General features: G+C 47.1%; 21 protein-coding genes, 1 pseudogene and 1 riboswitch. Of the genes and pseudogenes, 3 read left to right on the forward strand and 19 right to left on the reverse strand.

The genetic code is table 11. The annotated features are described in order from the left end of the window. Positions 1–30 precede the first annotated feature (30 nt). The 3 genes from HCN83_RS06975 to HCN83_RS06985 are packed head-to-tail and all read right to left on the reverse strand — an operon-like array spanning position 31 to position 3,238. Positions 31–1,416, reverse strand: coding sequence for an FAD-dependent oxidoreductase (locus tag HCN83_RS06975; protein ID WP_168005782.1), 1,386 nt, complete (start codon positions 1,414–1,416; stop codon positions 31–33). After that, on the reverse strand, positions 1,413–2,072 hold the full coding sequence (locus HCN83_RS06980) for a TVP38/TMEM64 family protein (RefSeq protein ID WP_168005784.1): 660 nt from the start codon (positions 2,070–2,072) through the stop codon (positions 1,413–1,415). The genes HCN83_RS06975 and HCN83_RS06980 overlap by 4 nt, the downstream gene beginning before the upstream one ends. Positions 2,073–2,113: 41 nt before the next feature. Then, positions 2,114–3,238, reverse strand: a complete 1,125-nt coding sequence (locus tag HCN83_RS06985) for an NAD(P)/FAD-dependent oxidoreductase (RefSeq protein ID WP_168005786.1) — start codon at positions 3,236–3,238, stop codon at positions 2,114–2,116. Positions 3,239–3,377: 139 nt separating this feature from the next. After that, positions 3,378–3,557, forward strand: a riboswitch (Lysine riboswitch). A 101-nt stretch (positions 3,558–3,658) separates the two neighbouring features. Here HCN83_RS06985 and dapA point away from each other — a divergent pair. Next, the gene (gene dapA, locus HCN83_RS06990; RefSeq protein ID WP_168005788.1) at positions 3,659–4,549 is read left to right on the forward strand and encodes a 4-hydroxy-tetrahydrodipicolinate synthase; all 891 of its coding nucleotides are present in this window, start codon (positions 3,659–3,661) and stop codon (positions 4,547–4,549) included. Positions 4,550–4,611: 62 nt separating this feature from the next. Here the strand turns inward: dapA and HCN83_RS06995 are convergent, their stop codons facing one another. From HCN83_RS06995 to HCN83_RS07005, 3 genes are read right to left on the reverse strand one after another with little or no spacing between them, the layout of a single operon-like run. After that, on the reverse strand, positions 4,612–5,436 hold the full coding sequence (locus HCN83_RS06995) for a YihY/virulence factor BrkB family protein (RefSeq protein ID WP_168005790.1): 825 nt from the start codon (positions 5,434–5,436) through the stop codon (positions 4,612–4,614). A 32-nt stretch (positions 5,437–5,468) separates the two neighbouring features. Next, positions 5,469–6,551, reverse strand: a complete 1,083-nt coding sequence (locus tag HCN83_RS07000) for an AI-2E family transporter (protein WP_168005792.1) — start codon at positions 6,549–6,551, stop codon at positions 5,469–5,471. A 17-nt stretch (positions 6,552–6,568) separates the two neighbouring features. Further along, positions 6,569–7,510 carry a ribose-phosphate diphosphokinase gene (locus tag HCN83_RS07005; protein WP_168005794.1) on the reverse strand — a complete coding sequence of 314 codons (942 nt, stop codon included), beginning with the start codon at positions 7,508–7,510 and terminating at the stop codon, positions 6,569–6,571. 163 nt (positions 7,511–7,673) lie between these two features. Here HCN83_RS07005 and pssA point away from each other — a divergent pair, with 163 nt between their 5' ends. Continuing rightward, positions 7,674–8,375: a CDP-diacylglycerol--serine O-phosphatidyltransferase gene (pssA, locus tag HCN83_RS07010; RefSeq protein WP_168005796.1), complete on the forward strand. Its 702-nt coding sequence runs from the start codon at positions 7,674–7,676 to the stop codon at positions 8,373–8,375. A gap of 70 nt (positions 8,376–8,445) precedes the next feature. On the opposite strand, the gene HCN83_RS07015 is transcribed toward pssA, so the two are convergent. The 12 genes from HCN83_RS07015 to HCN83_RS07070 all read right to left on the reverse strand — a co-directional run bounded on the left by HCN83_RS07015 (position 8,446) and on the right by HCN83_RS07070 (position 22,812). Beyond that, entirely contained in the window at positions 8,446–8,910 is a 465-nt protein-coding gene (locus HCN83_RS07015; RefSeq protein WP_168005798.1) for a TraR/DksA C4-type zinc finger protein, read from the reverse strand. 114 nt (positions 8,911–9,024) lie between these two features. Beyond that, a complete protein-coding gene (gene pfkA, locus HCN83_RS07020; RefSeq protein ID WP_168005800.1) occupies positions 9,025–9,984 on the reverse strand; it encodes a 6-phosphofructokinase in 960 nt (319 codons plus the stop codon). Positions 9,985–10,079: 95 nt separating this feature from the next. Further along, entirely contained in the window at positions 10,080–10,808 is a 729-nt protein-coding gene (locus HCN83_RS07025) for an HAD family hydrolase (protein WP_168005802.1), read from the reverse strand. A gap of 498 nt (positions 10,809–11,306) precedes the next feature. After that, positions 11,307–11,453 (reverse strand): hypothetical protein, encoded by a 147-nt coding sequence (locus HCN83_RS07030; protein ID WP_168005804.1) that lies wholly within the window; start codon positions 11,451–11,453, stop codon positions 11,307–11,309. Between the two features lie 347 nt (positions 11,454–11,800). Further along, positions 11,801–12,883, reverse strand: coding sequence for a 23S rRNA (adenine(2503)-C(2))-methyltransferase RlmN (gene rlmN, locus HCN83_RS07035; protein ID WP_168005806.1), 1,083 nt, complete (start codon positions 12,881–12,883; stop codon positions 11,801–11,803). A 95-nt stretch (positions 12,884–12,978) separates the two neighbouring features. Next, on the reverse strand, positions 12,979–13,794 hold the full coding sequence (locus HCN83_RS07040; protein ID WP_168005808.1) for a S1C family serine protease: 816 nt from the start codon (positions 13,792–13,794) through the stop codon (positions 12,979–12,981). Between the two features lie 28 nt (positions 13,795–13,822). After that, positions 13,823–15,313: a phytoene desaturase family protein gene (locus tag HCN83_RS07045; protein ID WP_168005810.1), complete on the reverse strand. Its 1,491-nt coding sequence runs from the start codon at positions 15,311–15,313 to the stop codon at positions 13,823–13,825. 163 nt (positions 15,314–15,476) lie between these two features. Beyond that, positions 15,477–16,733, reverse strand: coding sequence for a 2-oxoglutarate dehydrogenase complex dihydrolipoyllysine-residue succinyltransferase (gene odhB, locus HCN83_RS07050; RefSeq protein ID WP_168005812.1), 1,257 nt, complete (start codon positions 16,731–16,733; stop codon positions 15,477–15,479). Further along, on the reverse strand, positions 16,733–19,579 hold the full coding sequence (locus HCN83_RS07055; protein WP_168005814.1) for a 2-oxoglutarate dehydrogenase E1 component: 2,847 nt from the start codon (positions 19,577–19,579) through the stop codon (positions 16,733–16,735). Before HCN83_RS07055 ends, odhB begins: the two co-directional genes overlap by 1 nt. A gap of 336 nt (positions 19,580–19,915) precedes the next feature. Then, complete coding sequence (locus HCN83_RS07060) at positions 19,916–21,082, reverse strand: aminotransferase A (RefSeq protein ID WP_168005816.1); 1,167 nt, start codon at positions 21,080–21,082, stop codon at positions 19,916–19,918. 18 nt (positions 21,083–21,100) lie between these two features. Beyond that, positions 21,101–21,619 (reverse strand): hypothetical protein, encoded by a 519-nt coding sequence (locus HCN83_RS07065; RefSeq protein ID WP_168005818.1) that lies wholly within the window; start codon positions 21,617–21,619, stop codon positions 21,101–21,103. Beyond that, entirely contained in the window at positions 21,607–22,812 is a 1,206-nt protein-coding gene (locus tag HCN83_RS07070) for an alpha/beta hydrolase (protein WP_168005820.1), read from the reverse strand. The genes HCN83_RS07065 and HCN83_RS07070 overlap by 13 nt, the downstream gene beginning before the upstream one ends. 168 nt (positions 22,813–22,980) lie before the next feature. On the opposite strand from HCN83_RS07070, the gene HCN83_RS07075 reads away from it, so the two are divergent. After that, positions 22,981–24,675 (forward strand): ABC-ATPase domain-containing protein, encoded by a 1,695-nt coding sequence (locus HCN83_RS07075; RefSeq protein WP_246238125.1) that lies wholly within the window; start codon positions 22,981–22,983, stop codon positions 24,673–24,675. Positions 24,676–24,804: 129 nt separating this feature from the next. Here the strand turns inward: HCN83_RS07075 and HCN83_RS18845 are convergent. Beyond that, a pseudogene (locus HCN83_RS18845) lies at positions 24,805–24,901 on the reverse strand (transposase); the annotation flags it as partial.

Genomic DNA, 24,901 nt, shown 5'->3' on the forward strand with positions numbered 1-24,901 from the left:
AAAGGAAAGGATTGATAAATACCATGTACGTTACGTCCCATCGCTGCCGTGAGTGAGTTTGCGCCACGGATAATCATCTTGATCGGTAAAAACAGCTTTTTGACTCCGCTTTTTAAACCTTGACTTCATGTACATCGATGAAGGACCTAAAAACCGGGCAGCATCCATCGGTGTGTACATCCACCAGCCCACACCTGAAATATTCAGCATGTGCTTGTAATGTAAAATCGGATGCCGTTCGAAGCGCTTCAGCGCAAACATTCTCCCCCACTGATACCACTTAAATGACCAGGCATACCCGAGAGCAGAAAAATGGCTGAGCAGCGACAGCCGGTCTGCTCGTTTTTTTCTTACTTTCTCAAACATACGCAGATGCTTAGGCTCAAGATTATTCGTTTCGAACATCCAGTTCAGTAAATCTCCCAGAATAGCACCATCCTGAATAGCCAGATTCATGCCTTCGCCTGCCATTGGATGGACAGCGTGGGCTGCATCTCCAATGATCGCCGCATTTCCCTGTACGTATTCGTGGATATTATGCCGGACCGGAATCATCAGCTGAATTTTTTTCCAGGATTCAATCTGCGTTACACAGTCTTTCAGCTCCGGCTCAAATTGAATAATCGGATCATAAAATGTATGAAGCCCTTCTTTTTTCATTTTGTTATAATCGCCCGGTTTAATCAGCAGCACGCACCTCACTTCATTATCGGGGAGTGGAAATAATCCAATAAATGATTTATGTGAGGCGTACATTCTTGCTTCCGTAAAGTTTGCAGGCCTCGGAAAGGTAACGGTCAGAAAGTGATGGTTATACTGGGTTGTAACAAGCTGCTGATCCATCGCTTTACGCATCAGGGATGATCTTCCTTCTGCTCCGACAAAAAAATCAGCCTGAATCTCAAATTCTTCTCCATCTTTTTTAACCAGTGCCCTGTTGAACTGTTTTGCTTTACTGTCCATGGAGGTGAATTTCTGAAATGCTGCAGGATTCCAGTAATGAAACGATTCGTGTTTCCCTGCTTCTTCTAAAATAATATTTTTAAGTTTTTCGTGAGGGATCATCCGGGCTTCCGGAAAAGCAACCGGGAGCCTGTCATAGTGAAGCGGAATATACATACTTTCTTCAACCGTGCCGTCAGCTGCTTCTTTCATTTCATAGGTATGAATCGTTGGCAGAGGATGACTCGCTTTTACTATCCGGTGATCTATTCCCATCTCCCTGAAATGAAGGAGTGATTTCGGCTGAAGCAGCTCTCCTTTGTAAATCTTTCCCGGATTTTTATCCTTTTCGATAACCAGAACTTTCGTATTTTGCTGCGCAAGCCGGAGGGCAAGCGTCAGCCCTCCGACACCTCCGCCAATCACTACTACCTGGAAGTGTTCCATAGAACCACCTTCTTCATAAGCTGTCATGTTAGTTCTTCAAGGTCCATGTTTTTCTTTTTAAGCATTCGTTTAACGACATAAGGAATGATAAGTGCAATAGCAAATACTGCGGCCGTAGCAGCGATCATACCTGCACTGAGGTCAGCGAGTGAGGCTCCGAGCAAGTTGAATGCCAATGTTCCCGGAATAATTCCGATCATCGTGGCACCAAGAAATGTCTTCAATTTAATAGAAGAAACGGCGGCAAGATACGTAACCAGATCAAAATTGATAACAGGCAGAATTCGCAGCGATATGATATAAAACATTCCGTTCTCTTCGATTCTTTTTTTAATTACCTCTCGCTTGGCTCCGGAAAGCTTCTGCTTTTTTTTACTGCCGATCTTACGAATAAACAAAAACGACAGCAGTGCTCCTGCAAGGGAGCCTGCATAAGTAGCAGCCGGTCCAATTATCGGACCGAATGCTAATCCGCCGGCTACCGCCATAACCGAAGCGGGAAAAAGAAGAAACGGCCTCATTGCGAACATCAGAATAAACACCGCAGGACCAAGCAGCCCGAATGACAGAAAAAAGTCCTGCAGCTGCTCTGCTTCAAAATTTAAATATGTTGCATTTATATAAATCAGAAGAGCAGCCGCCGCAAAGACTGCAGCGGCTTTAAGTAACGTTTGATAGTTCATGAAGTAGCTCCTTTTCCTTCTATATCCGTTTTCGAAGCACTTTAATCTAAAATCGTATCTGCAGCGGCTTTTTCAAGCGGATAGTCAGCCGGATCAAGCTCCATCGGACGTTCTGCTGCAAGGTGTGCCAGTTCTCTCCCTAAATACGGCCCGGACGTTAAACCAGAGGCTCCAAGTCCATCTGCAACAATCACATCGGACGCGCCTTTTAATTCACCAAAGACAGGGAGAAAACCGGGAGTAAATGGTCTGAGCCCGGTGCGTATACCGGTAATTTCAGCGTTTTTCATCCCTGGTGCCACATGAAGAAGTGCCTGCAGCAGTTCTGCCTGGCTTCCGACAGATACGTCCGTATTAAAATCTGTGATGTCTTCTTTAGATGCTCCAAACGCGACTTTGCCGCCGCCGAAATGAATCAGGTAATATTCCCCGTGCGGCATGACGACAGGGCGGCATTTGTTTTCTTCCCGGATTCTCATGTGGACAATCTGACCTTTTTGAACGGTGCTTCTGCTTTCAAAACCTGCCTGCTCCAGCAGCGGCCGGGTCCATGCACCGGCGGTGACGATCAGTTTATCAGGATGCAGCTTTTGTGTCCCGGCTACGACAGCTGGCCGTCCATTATCTACCTGAATCGATGCGTTCTCATGAACAATAGTCAGTCCTTCATTGACAGCTGCTGCGAGAAGCGCCTCCCTCAATTCTGCACCGTTTACTCTTGCTGAACCTCCCACATAGACGGAACTGAATCTTTCGTGCGCTTCCGGGAAGTACTGCCTCGTTTCCGTTTGATTCAGCAGGGTGATTTGCCCCATTTCCGGAGCGTTTTCTCTGCGTCTTTGCAGGTGACTATATTTATGATGAAGCCTTTCATCTAAATCATGAAGATGAAGCGAGCCGACTTTTTGATAGCCAGGATCCTTCTGACCACTGTCACGCAGCTTATCAATAAGTTCCGGATAATAGACAGCTCCCCCCCTCGCAATTGCATACCAGTTTTTGTTGCGGCGCTGAGATACCCAGGGAGCTATGATTCCAGCTGCAGCGTCCGCTGCCCGCCCTTTGTGGCCAGCGTCAAACAGAGTAACCTTACAGCCGATTCGGCTCAGGTGATAGGCGGCGGAAGCACCGAGTATTCCTCCGCCGATGATGATATAGTTTGCCATTTGGGTGCTCCTTTCAATGCTTTCAGGCTATCGCTATTTTAAATCAGCATAGCTGGTGTGACAAATTTATTCTACTGCTTGCAACTGTTGCTGCACTCTGTTACGCTGTCAACAGTTATACTATTACTTCAACATTTGAAGTGAGTTTAGAGGTGCGCCTTTTAAGAGTAAGCTGCCGGAGAATCAGGGGATTCTTTGAAAGCAGCTGAAAGGAAGCGGCGCCGAAGCCTGATCCTTTCCCGGAGGCAAGGCTGGGGCTGACACCGAACAGGTTCAGCACTGTCATACAGCAATTGCTGTGTGAAGGGCTATCTCACGCTGGAAGGATTATTTTCAGCAGCAGGCCCTCCGCCTGCTGCTTTTTTAACTTTTCGGCCAATGATTTAGCTCTATTCAAACTACATTGAATAGAGGGATACAATGAATTTTGGCAGAATTATTACCGCAATGGTCACACCTTTTGATGAAAATGGGCATATCGATCTCCAGAAACTGCGGGATCTCGTCCAGCATTTAATTGACACAGGTTCCGATGCTATTGTAGCAGGCGGTACAACAGGAGAAGCTCCAACTCTAAGTCATGAAGAGAAAGCGGCGCTGTTTAAAAATACGGTAGATGCAGCAGCAGGACAGGTGCCTGTTATCGCCGGCACAGGAACGAACAGCACGTACGCAGCCTGTCAGCTGACGCAGCTTGCAGAACAGGCTGGAGCGGATGCTGTTATGTTAACGGCTCCTTACTATAATAAGCCGAATCAGGAAGGTATGTATCAGCATTTTATGGCGGTCGCTGACGCTACATCATTACCGGTTATGCTGTATAACGTTCCCGGCAGAACCGGTGTTCATCTGGAGGCAGAAACGACCATTCGCCTGGCTCAGGATGCAGAAAACATCGTATCCATTAAAGATGCGAGCGGGGACCTCGATCATATGAATGCGGTTCTGACTGGCGCTCCCGAAGCATTTACTCTGTACAGCGGCGATGACAGTCTGACGCTTCCTGCATATGCAATCGGTGCTTCCGGTATCGTATCGGTCGCTTCACACGTTGCAGGTTCGGCTATGAAAGAAATGCTCGATTTGTTTGATGAGGGCCACCACCGGGAAGCGAGAAACCTGCACAGACAGCTCGTACCACTTATGGATGCAATGTTCTGCGCCCCAAGCCCTGCTCCCGTGAAATCAGCACTGCAAATGATCGGTGTTTCTGCGGGATCAGTCCGTCTGCCGATCACTGAACTTACTGATCTTGAAGAGCAAGTCGTTGCAGGCGTTTTAGCTAACCGCATTCTCCATTCAGCAGTGTAAACAGTAAAGCCACCGCCTCGTAATTCCGGCGGTGGCTTTACTTTATTTCAGCAAACGGCTTTTTATCTGCCCTGCTGCCTTCTGAAGTGAATCGCATTAATCTCTGCCCCTATAAGCAAAATGATTCCTGTTAAAAACATCCAGAGCATTAAAATGATCATTCCGCCTAAGCTGCCGTATGTTGCAGAAAAGTTACCGAAATTGCTGATGTAGATCGAAAAACCATAGGAAGCGGCCATCCAGCCGATTGTCGCAGCAACAGCTCCCGGAATGACACTTTTAAACGGAATCTTCATATTAGGAGCAACCGTATAAAGCGCCGTAAGAATCGTTATGACCACGAGAATCGCTACAATCCATCTTCCAGCCTGAATGAGCATTTCTGCCTGCGGCGGCATATTCACTACCTGCTGAACAGCGTCAAGGATAGCCTCTCCAAAAATAGGCAGAAACAGTGTTGTGATCAGACTAAGAAGCAGCAGCAGCGTAAGCAGAATGGAAAGGCCGCGATGCTTAAGAAAAGAGCGTTTTTTCGTCACATTAAAAGCTGTGTTAATCGCTTGAATGAATGCATTCATTCCGTTGGAAGCTGACCAGATCGTGCCTAGAATTCCGACAGTTAACAGCCCCCCGTTTGGTTCAGACACAGCGTCAACAATCGTATCTTCAAACACATCCACTGCCGCCTCAGGCAGAAATTCTTCCGCATAGGATAAAACCTGATCCGGATCCAACTGAAAATAAGGCAGAACAGCCAAAAGAAGGATCATGAGCGGGATAACGGAAAGAACGTAATAATAAGCCTGTGCCGCTGCGAGAAGCGGTACGTCATCCCGCGACCACTCTTCCTTGATTTCAAGCGCATATTCTTTCCAGACTGCCCACATAGCCCCGCCTCCTGTCCTTATACATGCATGAGTTAATTTAGTCCTGGATATTTAAGTTTTAGAAGACGATAGACATTTTGAACGATAACTTTTGAAATTGCATACGTTGGAATCGCAAGGATTAATCCAATCAGTCCTGCCAGATTACCTGCAATAAGAAGCAGCAGAATAATCGTCAGCGGATGTACTTTCAGCTTGTGCCCCATCACGTTAGGAGAAATTAAGTTGCTTTCAATCTGCTGGATGATAATTATTCCCAGCACGACCCAAAGTGCAGTGATAGGCGAATCAAATAACGCGACAATGACTGCTGGTATCGTACCGATAAATGGCCCGACAAACGGAATCAAATTTGTAAACATCGCGATCAGTGCCAGTACTACAGCATAATCAAGACCAGTTATCAGGTAAACGATATAAGAAAGTATACCAACGCAGACACTGACAATTGCCTGACCTTGAATGTAGGCGCTTAGCGTACTGTCCATGTCACTCATGATTTTCTGGCCTTCATCCTGTGAATCTGAAGGAAGCTTGCTGAGTACACTTTCCGGAAACTTTCCGCCGTCCTTCAGCAGAAAAAAGAGAACAAATGGTAAAAGAACAAGCACGATTATAACGCTGAAAGCCATACCAACCGCACTGAGCAGGTTACCCCCAAACTGGCTGGCAAACTCAGTTAAGTTATCTGTGATTACCGATGGGTCGAAATCCTCCAGAATAGGTTCATTTTGAATCATCGTTACCCATTCATTTGTAAGCAGGTCATTGATCCAGTTCTCTACTCCGGTTGCGATATTAGGGAAGTTATCGATCAAATTTTCTGTCTGATTAACTAAGATCGGACCGACGAACGCCACAATACCTGCTCCGGCTCCTAGAAAAGCTAGAAAAATAAGCAAAATAGAGACAACTGTCGGCATCCATTTTTCAAGCAGCCGAACGAGCGGACGAAGAATATAATAAAGCACTCCTCCAACAATAATGACAGGAGCCAGCGAAGAAAACGCAATCGCAAACGGTCTGAAAACAAATGGAACCTCTACTGCCAGATTAATTGCGAGAAGGATTAAAACAACACTGTATAAAAATAAAAACCATTTTGATTTTGGCATCCACGGCCTCCTGACTATCAGTCAAACAACGTACTGACAGATTCGTTTTCCTGTACTCTTCTGATTCCTTCTGCCACAAGCGGACCTACAGTGAGCACTGTTATTTTCTCATCCCGTTTCTGTTTCGGAATACGTACGGAATTCGTCAGCACTACTTCTTTGAGCGCGGATTCCCGTATCCTTGTAACGGCGGGCTCCGATAATACGCCATGAGTGGCACACGCATAAACATCAGCTGCTCCAAGCTCGATCAGGGCTTGAGCACCTGAAGTAATCGTGCGGGCGGTATCGATCATGTCATCGATAATAATGGCCGACTTATTTTGAATATCCCCAATGATGTTGATGCCGTGCACGGAGTCCGGAGCGTTCTTCCGCTGTTTGTCTATAAATGCAATCGGCGCATCCAGCTGTTCCGCCAGTCGCCGCGCTCTAGCAGTTCCTGCATTTTCAGGTGCTACAATAACAATATCCTGAAGATTTTTAGCTGCAAAATAATCCGACAACAAGTTATTTGCCCTCAGTTCATCGACCGGGATGTTGAAGAAACCCTGAACTTGAGCAGCGTGCAGGTCAACTGTTAAGATACGAGTCGTTCCGGCAGCTTCCAGAAGATTGGCGATAAGCTTAGCAGTAATCGGTTCCCTGGAGCGCGCTTTTCTATCCTGCCGGGAATAGCCGTAATATGGAATAACGACGTTGATCGATTGCGCTGAAGCACGTTTTAGCGCATCAATCATGATGAGCAGCTCCATAATATATTCACTTCCGGGCTCTGAGGTAGACTGGATTAAATATGTATCGTACCCCCTGACCGTTTCTTCAATATTAATCTGAACCTCACCATCGCTGAAACGTGTGATTGAAGATGTTCCCAGTGACATCCCGAGCTCATCGGCAATTTCTTCAGCCAGTTCACGATTCGAATTAAGTGTAAATAATTTCATTGTATTATTCATAGTATCCCTCCAACATGCTGTTTATTCTATCCTATCACAGCATTATCCATTTGCCGACTAAACTTCTTTACCGTGAGGACTCCTGATCGTGTATAATGACTACTACCGGTCATTATGGAGTTTCAGTACTTTTCACATTTACGGTTGAAAGGAGGTAGACGGTTTGATTCGTCATCTGCCGAACGGCATAACGCTCGCAAATTTATTTTTTGGATTTTTATCGATAGGAGCCGCAGCGAAAGGCGATTACCAGAACGCAGCCGTGTTCATAATCATCGGTATGATGCTTGACAGTATGGACGGATGGACAGCACGAAAGCTTGGAGTTGAATCCACATTCGGTAAAGAATTGGACTCTCTCGCCGATATTGTTACGTTTGGCGTAGCCCCTGCTATGCTCGTATATGGCACAACTTTCAGTGATCTCGGCTGGACCGGGTTAATTCTTACTGGTATTTTCCCTATCTTTGGAGCGATCCGCCTGGCTCGGTTTAACATAGATTCTGACAGCAGCCAGAAAAATTATTTTACAGGTGTCCCTATTACAGCTGCAGGCGGCATTATCGCTTTACTGACTTTTTTCAATTTCGCAATTCCGCAGGCAGCTATTTCTGCATTGTATATGCTTCTCTGCATTTTAATGGTGAGCCGCATTCCGGTACCGAGCCTTAAAAATGTCCCTGTTCCTAAGTATGCTATTCTTATTACAGTGATGCTTGTATCATTAATTGCCGTCACGCGGTATAACGCCATGATTGAATATTCAAATCTGATAATTGCTGCTATCATATTATATATTCTTTTCCTGATTATTTTTTCTGTTTGGAAAAAGAAACGCGTTCAAAAAACGGAAGACTATGGCTGATGCCATAGTCTTTTTTAAAGCTGATTCTTATGTTTCAGCAGATGTTCCGGCAGCTAAACACCAATCCATCTTATTTATCCTGATCTGAATCAGAACTTCCGTGGTCATATGCCTCTTCAGCAAACTCCGATCGCAGCGACCCTCTGGCAGAAGAATCATGAAGCGGATCTGTGACTTCCTCTTCTACCGGACGATTGCGTGAATCGCGCTGTTCTGCATGTTCAACCGTGGTCTTTGCGTGCGGCATAATCTCCAGACGCTCCTCGGGTATTTGTTCTCCGCTCACGATACACGTTCCGTATGTGCCGTTCTCAATCATGTTCAGTGATTCATCTATCTCAGCCATTTCATCACGCTGCTGCTGTTCTAAAGCTGCATCCGTGTGACGCTCGGCTAATTCTGTACCCTGATCAGCTGGATGATTATCGTAGTTGGAAAGCTCTTCGCTTTCTTCTGATTCTGATGAATTGTTCAAAATTTCTTCCCGCCGTTTTAACAGCTTGTCTTTAAAGTACGATAGTTTCTTTTCATTCATGTTTGACAGCTCCCTTTAATTGATGAATACATACAGTATTCACGCTTGGAGGTAATCATAAACATGCAGATAGAATCAATAGGTGTTAAAAAGCTGCCAAAGCTCCAACTCTGATCAAGTAGAAAGGATTTCTGTCAGTCTGGTCAGCTCGCCGTCATCTCTCTTCTTATACGATAATGCTTCATCGATTTTCGTGATAGTTAAATCATTGTTACGAATACCTATTAAAGAACTATCCGTTCCATTTTTGCACGCTTCCACCGCTTTTAACCCCATTCTGCTTGCGAGGAGGCGGTCAGATGCAGTCGGGTCTCCGCCTCTTTGAATAAAACCGAGCACTGTGATCCTGGATTTTTCTCCTGTTTCTGACTCCAGCTTGCGCTGAATATCCACTGCACTTCCTGCACCTTCAGCAAGCATTAAGATGTGGTGAAGCTTTCCCCTGGATCGACCTCGGCGAATTTTTTCTCCTATCTCTTTTATCGTAAAGGGCTTCTCCGGCACAATAATGCTCTCTGCTCCGCCCGCAGCACCAGCATAAAGAGCCAGATCCCCGCAGTTTCTGCCCATGACTTCGATAATCGTCGTTTTTTCATGACTGCTGGATGTGTCCCGGATATTCGTAACTGCCTGAAGCACCGTGTTGACTGCTGTATCAAAACCTATAGTGAAATCGGTATAAGCCAGATCATTATCGATCGTAGCAGGAATGCCAATTGTTTGAATACCTTCACGGCTCAGTGCTTCTGCGCCGCGGAATGAGCCGTCACCGCCTATGACGATGACAGCACGGATGTCCATGGAAGTCAGCATGTCAACTGCTTTCTTTCTGCCTTCCGGCGTCATAAATGCCTGTGAACGGGCTGTTTTCAGGAACGTACCGCCTTTATGTATAATATCAGCCACTGAAGAAGCATTCAGCTTTTCCAGGTCGCCGTTTATCAATCCTTCAAAACCACGCTTGACTCCGTATACTTCGTAATTGTAATAAATGCCTGCGCGGACTGCAGCTCTGACTGCAGCATTCATTCCCGGCGCATCTCCCCCACTAGTCAGTACAGCAAGTTTATTCATCTTTCATTAACCCCTTTCAGTTGTCAGACTTCTATCACCAGTGTACCACGACTACTAATTTACTGATTAAAAAAACAGCAGGTAATCCTGCTGAATTAACGAAAATGTGAGCTGAACAATCCCGAACCGGACTGAATATCTTGTAACAGGTCTTCAAGCGTTCCGGCAGCATCAGGTTTGTACGCCGGGCTGCCCCGGTCAATTACAAATCCAGTTACCAGATATGTCTTCATGCCAATGCTCCCTGCGACAATATCCTCCTGCACATCATTTCCTACCATGATGCATTCTTCAGGCGCAACGCCCATTTTGCTGCAAAGCTCCTCATAATATTCTGTGTGCGGCTTTGTAAACGAACTGTTCTCGTAGGATGTAATAAAGTCGAGCGAGCTGCGGTCAATCCCAGCCCAGTGCAGTCGGTGCCGGACAGCGGCTTCCGGAAAGACCGGATTTGTCGCAGCTGCTGTTAAATAACCTTTTTTTGCTGCTGCATCAACGATATCAGCAGCCTTCGTAGCCGGCAGATCCTGCGGCCTCAGGGATGCAAATTCGTCTTCATAAAAAGCATGAAGTACAGGGGCGATCTCATTATGAGACACTCCGGCTTCTGGTATAAAAGTCTCCATAAAAACCTGCTCATTCGATTTATGAGGATCAAGATTCTGCTGCATTGCACCTGTTCCCTTCCATAAAGCTTTCACGAACTGCTCCGGGTGTACGAGATGCTGAACAGCCGGTGCGAGCTTCTTCATGTACGCTTTCACAAACGTTTCCGTATCAATTGGAAGCATCGTACCGTCCAGATCAAACAAAACTGCTTTCATTTCTCTTCACTCCTGACGTCTCAAAACGTATTGTCTACCTTATTAGTTTAGCAGATATTTCCGGAAGCGTCTTTTAAAAGGGGGTCTCTTCCAGTCTCTTATCATCTCAAATAGGGAACAGCTCATGCTTGCAGCTTTTCCTGCTTAATCAGCATACGAATTTTTTAATGCGAACAATCAGTATGCACAACCAATAAAACAGACCGTCTGAGACGGTCTGTTCACAGAGTGTTGATAAAGTAATTTCAGGTGAATTACTTTGCATCTGCCTGCATCTGCGGATACTCGCTTTCCGGAGGGAACGGCCTCAGCTAACCGCTTCTTCCTTTCTTCAGAAGCGCTGGATCTTCGCCTCGTTCTGATCCTCTCGGAGTCGAGTTTCCTCCAATTTAGCAGCTGGCTGTACGGTTGAAACCATGGTGATGATGCACACGAGCTTGCTCCATATAGAGGGAACCTTTAGGTAGGCACCGCTTCGATGTTGAATCGGGATGAACGTCAACGTATCCACCAAAAAAAGCCGCAGCGTCTAGTGATCGGGACGTTTTTCTCCATCAAACAAATCCATTTCCCCTTTGTGTCCGGCGTGCCCGTGGAATCAGCGCAGCCTGAAGATTCCGTGCCGTTCAGATCTGCGAACGGCATCAATGCACGAGCGGAGCCGGACCGGGTCTTGAAGGCTTCTCGTGAGAAGCCTGAGTCCGAGTGAAGCCTCATAGCCGTTCGATTTTGAACGGCATGAAAAGCGCGAGCGGAGCCGGACCGGGTCTTAAAGGCTTCTCGCGAGAAGCCTGAGTCCGAGTAAAGCCGCGCCATCCTACGTGCCTCTCTTCCCTTCATACAGGGGTTTACCCTGAGAAATAGCTGAAGGGCAAGCCCACGGCAGGCTCGGTAAACAGAGGGGAAATACAATCAATCGAATAAATATGTAAACAAATTGACTTTATCAACAGCCCGAAAACAGACCGTCTGAGACGGTCTGTTCAGGATGCTTACTGTACTTGCTTTTTCTTCTCGCGGTCTTTTTTCATCTGCTTGCTGCGCAGCTGTCCGCAGGCAGCGTCGATATCAGAGCCCTGCTCATGCCTGACTCCGCATTGAATGCCCGCTTTCATCAGCGTATCGAAAAAAGTGAGGATGTTGCTTTTGCGGCTTTGCTCGTACTGAATATGTTCATCCACCGGGTTGTACGGAATCAGATTAACATAGGACAGCTTCTTTTTATCTTTAATCAGCTCAGCCAGTTCAAGCGCTTCTTCTTTGCCATCATTCACGCCGTCGAGGAGGATATATTCAAATGTGATACGGCGGTTCGTCTTTTCTAAATAGTAATCGACAGCTTCCATCAACTTCTCGATCGGCTGTGCTTTATTGATTTTCATGATTTTTGTACGCAGCTCGTTATTGGGCGCGTGCAGCGATACAGCAAGGTTTACTTGCAGATTTTCGTTTGCAAAATCATAAATCCGCTTAATAATCCCGCTCGTGGATACGGTAATGTGTCGAGCACCGATAGCAAGGCCGCTGTCGTTGTTTACAACTCGTAAGAATGCCATCAGATTATCGTAGTTATCGAACGGCTCACCGATTCCCATGACAACGATATGACTGACCCGCTCTTCTTTCTGCTCCTCATCCATCGCTTTTTGCACGTGCATAATCTGCTCGACTATTTCACCTGCGCTCAAGTCACGGCTCTTTGTAAGAAGTCCGCTGGCACAAAAGCTGCACCCGATATTGCAGCCGATTTGAGTGGTGACACATACAGAGGAACCGTAATCAAACCGCATCAAAACCGTTTCAATCAAGTTGCCGTCCTTCAGTCTGAACAAAAACTTCATCGTTCCGTCTTTAGAGACTTGTTTGGAATGGACATCAAGTGTCTGAAGCGTAAAATTTTCTTTTAGTTCCTCAAGCACGTCTTTTTTCATATTAGTGATTTCATTAAAGTCGTCGATCCGTTTGCGGTAAAGCCAGTCCCACAGCTGTTTAGCCCGGAAAGGTTTGTGGCCGCGTCCGGTAAACCAGTCTTCAAGAGCTGGAAGCGTATAGCTGTATATAGACTCTTTATTCATGTTAACCCTCTTTTCTTTACTAATCTACCGTTGCCAGTAGTACCAATCTTTTTTGACCATCTGCCATTATCTCAACATACGAGGAAAAATGCAAGTCACCTTAGGACTCTCTCATGAATAATATTCATATCGACCGCCAAACCAAATCGTTCACCGTCCCTGGTTGTAGTCGCATAAACAACGCCGATTACTTCCCCTTGATGATTAATGACCGGACTGCCGCTGCTTCCTCTGTAAACAGGTGCGTCAAGGGCAATCACTGGTTCCGGCTGTGCTGTATCCAAATAACCTGCTGTAATGCCGGAGTTTGGTACAAAGTTAAAAAACCTCGGATTTCCTATAATAGTAATCTCTTCCCCCTGCTGAAATCCGCTTCCGAACTCGAGAGCTGGATGCTCTTCCGCAGTAAAATCTGCCTCCAGTACAGCTGTATCGAAGTCCTCATTCTCCAGCTCGATGTCAGCCTGATAAGAGGTGCCATCTTCAAAATGAACAGATATGGGCGCATTTTGATCCACGACGTGCTGATTCGTCATGATTCTGCCGTCATCAAATACAAATCCTGTACCTTTTGCGTCTCCGGAACGAATGACTACTATCGATCGCTGATAGTCCTGTACCTCCTCATCACCTCTTAACTCATAAGCATTGCTTAAAAAATGGAAGGCAGGTATATTAATCAGCTGCGGCCAAACCGCCAGAACGTTTGCTAACAATGCCACGGCCGCAACGGAGGCGATCGAAATCTTTAAGCCCCGCTTCATTTTCTTTTTAGGCTCTGGTTCCACCGGATCCGACGGGTTAAAAAATTCTTCCTTTGTTAAATACTGCTCGCCGTCGTAAAACAGTTCTTCTTTCTTGCCATTCTGTTCAGCGTCATCCTGATCGGTACGCTTGTCGTCATCTGTCAATAATAGTCACTCCCGACTCAACTTGATGTTAAAGAAGCTTGCGGCCGATGATCGACCTTGCACAGTGAACACCTGAACTGGAAGCGCCGATTGAGCCTGCGCCAGGAAAAACATTATCACCGCATATCCAAATACCCTTTACACCACTTCTGTGGGAAATGGCCCGATGCAGCGCATTTTCAGGCGTTTGCGGAAAACCGCCTACTTTTCCATTTGACCTGCGTGTATAGTGCTGCCACGCAAGCGGTCCGGCAGTAAAAAGGTGTGCCGCGTCCTTAGTGAACCCGGGAAATTTATTTTCGAGTGTGGTGAGCACAGCATTTTTTATTGCTGCTGCTTGTTGATCGTATGATGTTTTATCTTTCCAGCTGCTCGTATCAATATGTGTGGACACTGTAACCGTTCTCCAGCCTTCAGGAGCCCGGTTAGCGTCATATGGAGCTGAAATAGATACAAAAAAATGATTCCCTGCTTCAGCCGGCTGATCGGGATGAAGCAGAAACTGGTGAAAAAGCGGAGTGTCTTCAGGCAATGTATCTTTCAGCGCCAGGTACATAGTAAACGCCCCCCACTGAAACTGAGAGCCTGCCTTTTGACGCAAGCGTATGCTCAGATGTTTGCGATCAGCTTCTGTTAAAAACGATGCAGTATCTTCAGCAGTAGTATTCACGACGATATCGCTTGCCTGCCAGTGCCCTCCTTTATGATCTTCCGCTTCCCATATTCCTGATTCTTTCCGGACAATGCTTACAATCCGCCTTCCTTTTTTTGCAATGCCTCCATTGGCTTTAAGCGAGTGCACTAAAGCTTCTATTTGCCGGTAAAGACCGCCTTCGATGTACCAGGCACCTCGATGATATATATCAAGCGCCGTGCAGCCAAGCAAAGCAGAACATGACTCTGCATCTGTCTGCATGCTGTCCAGCAAAACTCCGTTTAAAAAATGCATAAAATCAGACTCATGCTGAAGCCCGTGCTTCTCTATGATTGCGCCAAGCGGCTTTTGCAGCAGAGGGACACAGCGTATTACGGCTGGATGGAACCCTTTTATCAAGGCGCCAAGCTCCGGAAACGTCACAGGCGGTAATACCGGAAAATGAATCATGTGCCTTCGCAGCAGTCCAGCTATATGCCACACTTCCTTGAAAAATGAACGGATCGACGCCGCTGCGTGCGGAAGTTTTGCATCCCACATGCGCAAAAACTGATCCCGATTCTGATAATACGGATATATTCTATCAGCTACCGATACGTTCATAACGGTATGCAGCGGACGCTTATCAATATCAATCGCGAGGCGGCGGTTAATTTTATCGTGAATACCGTCACGTTCATATCCCATTCCAAGAGTAGCTCCCACTGGAAAACGGAACTGTTTACGTTGAAACTTACCGGCGCTGCCGCCCCATTCAGCTGCAGCTTCCACGAGTGCGACTCTGCGACCCTCCGTTGCCAGAAGCGCTGCAGCTGTGGCTCCTCCAAATCCTGAACCGATTACGAGTACATCCACTTTCTCCATTCGGTCATCACCTCTGCCTCTTATTATGGCCGGCTACCCGCTTGTTTGCAATTCATACAGATGCCAGTCATCAATCGGTTACAGAGGTGATCCTGAACAGCTTCAAAAAAACACCATGCCCATTATCGGAATCCGATAGTGGGCATGGTGCAATCGTTAGTGATCAGCCTTCAAGAAGCAGCTGCTCAGGGTCTTCAATCAGTTCTTTAACTTTCACGAGGAATCCAACAGCATCTTTCCCATCAATGATCCGGTGATCGTAGGAGAGAGCAATATACATCATTGGCCGGTTTTCAAATCGTTCGTTATCAATCGCAACCGGACGCATTTGTGTTTTATGCATGCCGAGGATACCAACCTGCGGTGCGTTCAGGATCGGCGTGGACCAGAGAGAGCCGAAAACTCCGCCATTTGTGATCGTAAACGTTCCTCCCTGAAGGTCATCGAGCTTCAGCTTCTTATTTTGTGCTTTAGTAGCTAAAGATCCGATTTCTTTTTCGATACCGGCAAAGCCGAGTCGATCTGCATCACGAACAACAGGCACGACAAGACCATCATCTGTTGACACTGCTACACCAATATCATAAAAGTCCTTTAGTACGACCTCGTCGCCGTCAATCTCAGCGTTAACGTATGGATACTGCTTTAACGCCCCGATCACTGCTTTTGTGAAGAATGACATAAATCCGAGTTTTACGTCGTTATTTTCCTGAAACCGTTCCTTCCAGCGTTTACGAAGGGCGAGGAGGTTTGTCATGTCAACTTCATTAAAGGTCGTCAGCATAGCCGCCGTCTGCTGAGCTTCGACGAGACGCTTCGCTATTGTCTGTCTGCGTCGGGACATTTTTTCCCGTTGAACAGGCTTCATAGGATTTCCATCCGCTGCAGGGGCGCTGCTTTCCTTCTTCTCAGAGGAAGCTTTGCTGCCGGCGGATTGATGTGCGTCAATATCTTCTTTACGGACGCGGCCCAGCGGGTCACGTGAGCTTACCGCATGGAGATCAATTCCTTTCTCACGCGCATATTTACGCGCAGCGGGAGAAGCAATCACACGCTCTTCCGAGTCAGCGGAATCGGAAGTTTCCTTAGGCGCTTCCTTCTGTTCGGTTGCTTTTTTCTCTTCTTTCGGTTCTGCTTTTTCTTCCTTTTTTTCAGCTGGTTCGGCTGATCCGCCGCCCTCTGAAGCCTCCGTATCAATCACTGCTATGGTGTCGCCTACTTTTACCGTATCGCCCTCTTCTGCTTTGGTCTCCTTAAGAACACCGGATTCTTCTGCAGAAATTTCCACGTTCACTTTATCCGTTTCAAGTTCTACGATATCGTCACCTTTCTCAACGTAGTCGCCCGGCTGTTTCAGCCATTCGGCAACTGTTCCTTCCGTGACTGACTCAGCTAACTCTGGTACTTTTACTTCCAGCATCAATCATTACTCCCTTCGGATTCTCGGCTCGTTGCTTCTTCAATAATGCGATTTTGTTCAAGTTTGTGTACTTTAGGGTCGCCTTCTGCCGTACTGGAACGGCGGCGGCGGCCGACGAATTCCACAGGAATTTCATTGTTCGTCAAGCTTTGCAGGTGCGGTACAATATAATGCCACGCCCCCATATTTTGTGGTTCTTCCTGGACCCACATAATTTCATCTAGGTTTTCATACGCATCGATAATTTCTTTGATCTGGCGGCGAGGAAACGGATACAGCTCTTCAACCTTAATGATCTGCAGCCATTCCGGCTTCGCTTCAAGCTCTGCCAGATGCTCTTCCATGTCAACAGCCACTTTGCCTGAGGCAAATACGACCCGCTTTACTTTCTTAGCTTTTTCTGCGAGTCCTTCTACTGTCAGTACAGGCTGAAAGCTGCCTTCAGTAAACTTTTCAAGAGAGGAAGCTACATTTTCGTTACGAAGCAGGCTTTTCGGTGCCATCAGAACGAGTGGTCTGATTACTTCTTCTTTCAGCATTTTGGCCTGTCTGCGGAGCAGATGGAAATATTGGCTCGCTCTCGTCAAATTCGTCACGTGCCAGTTGTTCTCTGCTGCAAGCGTTAGGAAACGCTCCATTCGTGCGCTGGAATGTTCAGGTCCCTGTCCTTCATAGCCGTGTGGCAGTAAAAGAACGAGACCGGATTTTTGCCCCCACTTCGCTCTTCCGCTTGAAATAAACTGATCGAACAATACTTGCGCACCATTGGAGAAGTCTCCATACTGTGCTTCCCATATCGTTAATGTTTCCGGAGACTGAACATTATAGCCGTATTCAAATCCAACGCATGCAGCTTCAGATAACGGACTGTTGTGAACGGTAAATGACGCTTTTGCATCCGACAAAGCGTGGAGCGGATAATGAACACCTTCCTGTTCATAATCATGCAGCACGAGGTGACGCTGAGAGAACGTTCCCCGCTCTGAATCCTGCCCAGTCAGGCGGATCGGCGTACCATCTGTGATGATCGATGCAAAGGCAAGCGTTTCCGCGTGTCCCCAGTCAATTTTTCCTTCAGGCTCCATCGACTCTGTACGGCGGCTAAGAATTTTTTCGAGCTTAGGAAAGATGTTAAAGTCGTCCGGATATTCAAGAAGCTCTTCGTTAATCTTTTTCAACTCATCTTCAGGCACCGCGGTCTCAATTCCTTCGAGCCTGTCCTCTACATATTCCGGCGGATTCATATCTCCATCAATATGCTCACGCTTGTTACCCTTTATGTTTTCGAAATGCTCGGTAAGCTCCGCGAGAAATGCGTCGCGCATGTTATCGAAATCGTCTTTAGTAACAACGTTTTGATCGACTAAATGTTCACCATAAATATGAAAGACAGTTGGATGCTGCTTTACTTTTTTATAAAGCTGAGGCTGAGTCGCAAGCGGTTCATCCATCTCATTATGCCCGTATCTGCGGTAACCAATCAGATCGATGACAATGTCTTTATGAAATTCCTTGCGGTACAAATAGGCAAGGTGCATAGCTGCCACACATGCTTCAACGTCGTCCGCGTTCACGTGAATAACTGGAATTTCATACCCTTTTGCAGGATCACTCGCATAAGTAGTTGAACGGGAATCATCGCTGACTGTCGTAAAACCAATTAAGTTATTGGCAATGATATGAATGGTTCCCCCCGTAGCATAGCCGTTCAGCCTGCTCAGGTTCAGCGTCTCCGCCACAATACCCTGGCCGGGAAATGCTGCATCCCCGTGTATCAAAATCGGCATTGCTTTATCCATGTCCTGCACCGGCTTGCCTGGTTTTGAACGATCATCCTGTGCAGCTCTAGTCAACCCTTCTACGACAGGATCCACGAATTCCAGGTGGCTCGGATTGTTGGCAAGCGTTATCGTGGCATCTGCTTTATCCTCGTGAATTTCACGGTCTGCTCCAAGGTGGTATTTGACATCACCAGTCCAGCCGTAGTTAATCCCGACGGAACCTTCTGATGGAACAAGATCTTTATTCGGTGCATCATGAAATTCACTGAAGATCAGTTCGTACGGCTTCCCGAGAACATGTGCCAGCACGTTCAATCTGCCCCGGTGCGCCATCCCGATCATCATTTTTTCAGCACCGTCTGCTACTGCTTCACTGACGGCTTCATCCAGCATCGGCACCATCGTGTCAAGTCCTTCAATTGAAAAGCGCTTCTGTCCTTTAAACGTTTTATGAATAAAGTGCTCGAAGCCCTCTACCTGGTTCAACCTTTGCAGCAGCTGTGTGCGCACGTCATTTGTCAGTTCTGGAACATAGTCGCCGGACTCCACTTTCTGGAACAGCCAGCGGCGTTCCTCAATATCATGAACCTGCTTGAACTCAAATGCCAGTCTCTGTGTGTACGTTTTTTTAAGGTGCTCCACGGCTTCCAGCCCGTCGGAAAGCTGTTCATGGTAGTGTGGAGAGAGCAGCTCCTGCGGCACTGAGCGCAGGTCCTCCTCTGTCAGATCGAATTCATCATAGCTAAATATCTCTTTCTGCTCATCCAGTCTTACCGGCACAATGTCCGCCATTAAATGGCCGTTTCTGCGGATCGATTCGGCAAGTTTCATCGCGTTTACAGCTTTGTAGTAAGTTTCAGGTCCTGCTTCTGCCGTCTGGACAGCTGACTGACCGTTAACAGGAGATTCCCGGTACGCCCCCCACCTTCTAAAAAACTGCCGCAGTTCTTCCTCTACCTCATCCGGGTCCTCCTGATACAGTTCAAACTGTTCCAGCATATACCCGAGGTTCGGACCGTAAAACTGCGTCCACCCACGACTGTGGTTGATTGAATCACTTCCCATGTCTGCTACCTCCAGTGAAAATAAATATGTATTCCTGACGCTGTAAAGTTGTGAAGCGTTTACAAGCTTATTTTACCATTATTCATGACCATCCTCAAAGGTTAGTTTCCTAAATTGTGTATTTCTCTCTCCTTTGCGCGCAAGGGTTTCAGTTCTTACCTATATTAATAAACAACAAACATTCTGATTTAAAATTAATACAGCTGAGAGCGAAATCATTAATGATCGTTCAAGCGAAACAGCCGTTTAAAGGAATTGATGAAACCGCTGATCTTCCGCTTTTGTCAATTCATGAACAAGCTGACTAAATGACTGCTGCTTATGTTCTTACATGAATCAGCGGTCAGCGGTGACCTTGCTCCAAAACCGTTCCAACCTGTTCGCCGCTTCCCGCAGTTCAGGCATGGCATACGCGCTTGAGAGACGAATAAACGTGTCTCCGTATGCAGAAAAAGCGCTTCCCGGTACTACTGCCGCACGTTCTTCGAAGAGCAGCCTCTCCGCGAATTCATCTGCATTAAGTCCGGATTTTTGAATAGACGGGAATAAATAAAAAGCTCCTCCAGGCTTCTGAACTTCCATACCCATCGCTTGCAGCCTATCAAACAAATAATCACGACGCTCCATATAGACCTCCCGCATAGCTTCAGGATCTTCCAGCCCTTCCGTCAATGCCTGCTCTGCAGCAGCCTGAGAAATAGAGCTCGCACAGCTGATCGTATACTGGTGTACTTTAAGTAGGTGCTTTGCTAAGTGTGACGGAGCAAACAGAAATCCGATACGCCAGCCTGTCATAGAGTGAGATTTGCTCAAACCGTTTATTACAATTGTTTTTTGCTTCATGCCTGGATAGGTTCCAATCGAGATATGAGATCCGTCAAACGTTAATTCACTGTAAATTTCATCCGTAACAACATAACATTCTTTATTAAGCAGGACGTTGTAAAGACCCTCCATTTCAGCTTTTGTCAACACCGCTCCGGTAGGATTTGACGGGTATGGCAGCAGAACCGCTTTCGTTCTCGGGCTGTATAGTGCTTCAACATGAGCGGGCGTCAGCTTAAACCCGGTCTCCCTCGTGTCAGCATAAACGGGCACTGCGCCGCACTGGCGGATAATCGGTTCATAAGCCGGATAAACAGGAGCCGGCAGGATCACTTCATCTCCAGGCTGCAGAATGGTCCTCATTGCCGTATCAATGGCCTGGGAGGCCCCCGCCGTTACGATCACTTCTGAATCCGGTTCATATGTCAAAGAGTAGTGCGATTGCACCCAGTTACAAGCTGCTTTCCTCAGCCCCAGCGTTCCTGCATTAGCAGTATAACTTGTTTTATTTTCACCGATCGCTCTTACAGCAGCTTTCTTAATATGGTCCGGAGTCGGGAAATCAGGCTGCCCAATTGTAAGCTGAACCGCATCCGGTACTTGCTGTACTTTATTAAAAAACTGGCGTATTCCGGAAATTTGAATCGCCTCTACGTTGCTGTTAATTTGCAGATTCATCGTCTGTATATCACCTTTCTAATTCATCAATTGAAATGCAGCATAAAACTGCAGACCGTATAACACGATGGCAGGAGGGAATATTTTCCAGAAAGCAGGAATTTTCATTCTGTTCGTATATACACCTAATTCGGTTTTCACAGGTTTTAACGAGAGACCCAGCAGTATTCCTACATATATAAACAGATAGAATAGTTCAATTCCCCACCGCAGTCCTCCGTCCTGATCAATAATAATACCAGCCTGGAGCAAAAAGAAATTAGCAGCAATGCCGACTAGTTTTGCCGTCAGAAAATATGTAAACACGATCATAGCCATCCACCATCCTGCCCTGTGCAGAAAGAACAGAAGCACAGCTACCGGCAAAAGCAGCAGGAAAATGCCGTCCGAGAGAAATAAATAGCCTACACCTTCACGAAGTCCCCAGTTCATGTAGACATAAAGATAATAAGCGCTGTATACAATAACAAATATGAGCAGGGAAACCGCAAAAATGCGGATTCCCATTCGAAAAAAACGATCGTCTATTCGATCCATGTTCGCCCCCCGATATGTTGTGTTGTCAGAAGATCCGCTCCAGTTCTCCCCAGCAGATATGCAGCGATCGCAAATGCTTCTGTCTGTTCCCTGACCCGGTCAATGCCCTGAGGCGGCTGTCTGACCTGAAGTTCATACTGGTCTCTGAATACGAGTGCATCATGATTGGCCTGATTTAAAAATGCCGAAGCTTCCTGAAGTCCGTTTCTGCCCGTCTGCATCACTTCATAGAACGATACGAAACCATGCATGACGCCTCTGTATCTTGACGCTTTAACCGGAACACCGGCTTCGCTGAGCTTTCGGGCATACTCTTCCCCTTCGTCCCGAAGCGGATCAAACTCCGCCGTGAGCACAAGGGCAGGAGGCAAGCCGCTTAAATCATCAGCATGCAGCGGAGAGGTGTACGGATGGTTCCACATCCATTCTTCCGGAGTATACGTGTCTCTTGCTTTGTACATGACAGATCTCGACAGCAGATAATAACCGCTGTCATAAACATCTCTGGAGGCGAGAGGGATGTCCTGGAACGTCGTGAGCGGGTACAGCAGCACCTGTGCAGTAATGTCAGGGCCGTCCCGGTCTCTGGCCATCTGTGAAACGACCGTCGCAATATTCCCTCCTGCACTGTCACCCATAACAGAAATGGTGCTGCTGTCTCCCCGGTAAGATTCCGCATTTGCAAATGCCCATTGAAGCGCAGTATAGCTGTCTTCTATGGCAGCGGGAAATATATGATCCGGAGCGAGCCGGTAAGCTGGGGCGATCACGACGCTGTCAGTTCTGGAAGCAAGTGAACGAAGAATATTATTATGAGTATCCAGACCTCCGTAGCCCTCCATAAAAGCTCCGCCGTGGTAGTACATAATCACCGGAAACGGCCCTTCTCCCTGTGGACGGTACATGCGAACCGGAATCTGGGCTTCCCCCTGAACAGGAATATAAAAGTCTTCCCGCAGCAGGCTGCCTCCGGGGCTGTCCCCTGTTACAATCCGGGGCGGCTTAATATTGATATCTAAATCGACGAGATTATGATTGATCGCGTGAAGAACGACTGCTGTCTTAGCAGGAAGCCTTCCTTCTTCTGTAGACTGCCATAAAAATACAGCAGCCGCTGTCAAAACTAAAAACAATGCCAGGACTGCAGAAACGAGGACAAAAAGATTTTGCCAGATAATCCGAAGTTTCTTCATGCTGTTCCTCCGCGTTTATGGTCAGGTTCATTCGGGTAATTCAGTGAATGCTTAAGCAGGTTTTCCAAGACTGCTTACTTCCATTATACATGATCAAAAATAAGAAAACACAGGGGATGAGAGAAACATAAAGAATCCGGTTGATTTCATTCCGAGGAGGTCTTTCAGATGAAACATATGAACGAATTGGAAAAGAAGCTTCAACAGCTTGACCATCAATCTTATGCCAAACTCAAGCAAATTGCAGGGACGTATCGGGCGGATGATGGTGTCGAACTCGCCATTGATTACGTACAGGGAGATCCTTTCGCCGCTCCGTCGAGAGTCCGTGTCCGAATTCCTATGCAAACGAGCAGGCTGCGCCGGGAAGATTTTTCAACACCTTCCCGCACGATCAGCTTAAAACATCTATTCACAAAGGCTTGCAGTAAAACCGCTCATAAGCAGAAGACTATAACCGGCACAGGAAAAAGCGGGATGATTATGATCGATGCACCTGGACCTGAGGTAATCGATCGGGCATCCGTCTCTTTTCTGTCTGATTCGATCGAATTCCGTCTTTCAACCGGTATACCCGCAGCAGGCCGTAAAATTCTCGGTAAGAAAGCAGCAGAATTACTGACTAAACAACTGCCAGAAACCGCACTGAAGGCGGTCACCGCTATTACAAGAGCAGATATTGAAAAGACGATTCAACTGCAGGATGATCAGGATGAAGGGCGGAGGCAAATAGAGACCCTGCAGGGGTGTGCATTTATTGCAAATGGCTCTGTCCTTCCCCGGGCGTCAGGCATTTCATCCGCTCCAATGAAAAACGCCGTTCCATTTCAAAGCCCTTCTTCCCAGGTGGTGGAACTTGAGCTCCCTCACCGCGGAAAAGTCAGAGGAATGCTCATTAAGAAAGGCGTCACGCTGATTGCTGGCGGTGGCTACCATGGAAAAAGCACCTTGCTGCAGGCGTTGGAGCGGGGCGTCTACAATCATGAAGCAGAAGACGGTCGTGAATTAGTCTGGACAGATGAGAGCGCAGTTAAAATAAGAGCAGAAGACAGACGCAGCGTCTGGAACGTCGATATATCCGCATTTATCAACACGCTTCCAGGCAAAAAACAAACGACCAATTTCTCTACCGAAGACGCCAGCGGAAGTACATCACAGGCTGCAAATATGGCAGAAGCCATGCAGGCTGGGTCCCGCTTGTTTCTGATTGATGAAGATACAAGTGCGACTAACTTCATGATCCGGGATGCCCGTATGCAGCGGCTTGTGAGTCCGGACAAGGAACCAATCACACCATTCACAGACCGGATCAGACCGCTTTACGAAACACATGGCATCTCGTCTATTTTGGTGCTCGGCGGATCCGGAGATTATTTCGAACCCGCTGATGAGGTAATTGTGATGGACGAATACGTTCCTAAAGACCGGACGAAAGAAGCGAAAGCAATAGCAGCTTCCCTGCCGGCTGAACGTTCTCGTCCTGCAGATCATGAATTTCCGAAAAACCGCGACAGATCCATTCCTGCCTCATCCATTCAAAACCGCTGGCATCCTAAGAAGAAGGTTCAGGCTAAAGGTAAAAACACGTTGTTGATTGGGAAAGGCGCTGTGGACTTACACGACGTTGAACAACTGGTGTCCCCGTCCCAGTCAGAAGCACTTGCACAAATGATTGTATGGTGTGTTCAGAACAGCCGAAACGACGAGTCCCTCTCCTCCGTGATAGACCGGCTTTATGAAACGGTGCAGCAGTCCGGTTTAGAGTCTGTTTCTCCATTTTTTCCAAAGCATCCCGGCAATACTGCTTTACCGAGAAAATATGAGCTGTATGCAGCGTTTAACCGCCTACCTTTCTACAAATAGCGAAAGAAGGGGCTGTCTCAAAAGCCCTTTATGAAACAAAAAAAGCGGTGCCGGATGTGTCCGGTTCCGCTTTTTTTGGAATGAAATGAGAAAATGATAAAAAAAACAGCAGAAAGCCGAGCGGCTCCCGGCCACTTTCAGGAGGTTGTGGGCTGCGGCGAGCAGCCCGACCTCCAGGGTGACCTTCTCGAGGCCACGGAGGTGAAAGCGGCGGAACGACCGATTG

Source organism: Alkalicoccus luteus, assembly GCF_012034335.1.
Taxonomy (GTDB): Bacteria; Bacillota; Bacilli; order Bacillales; family Salisediminibacteriaceae; genus Alkalicoccus; species Alkalicoccus luteus_A.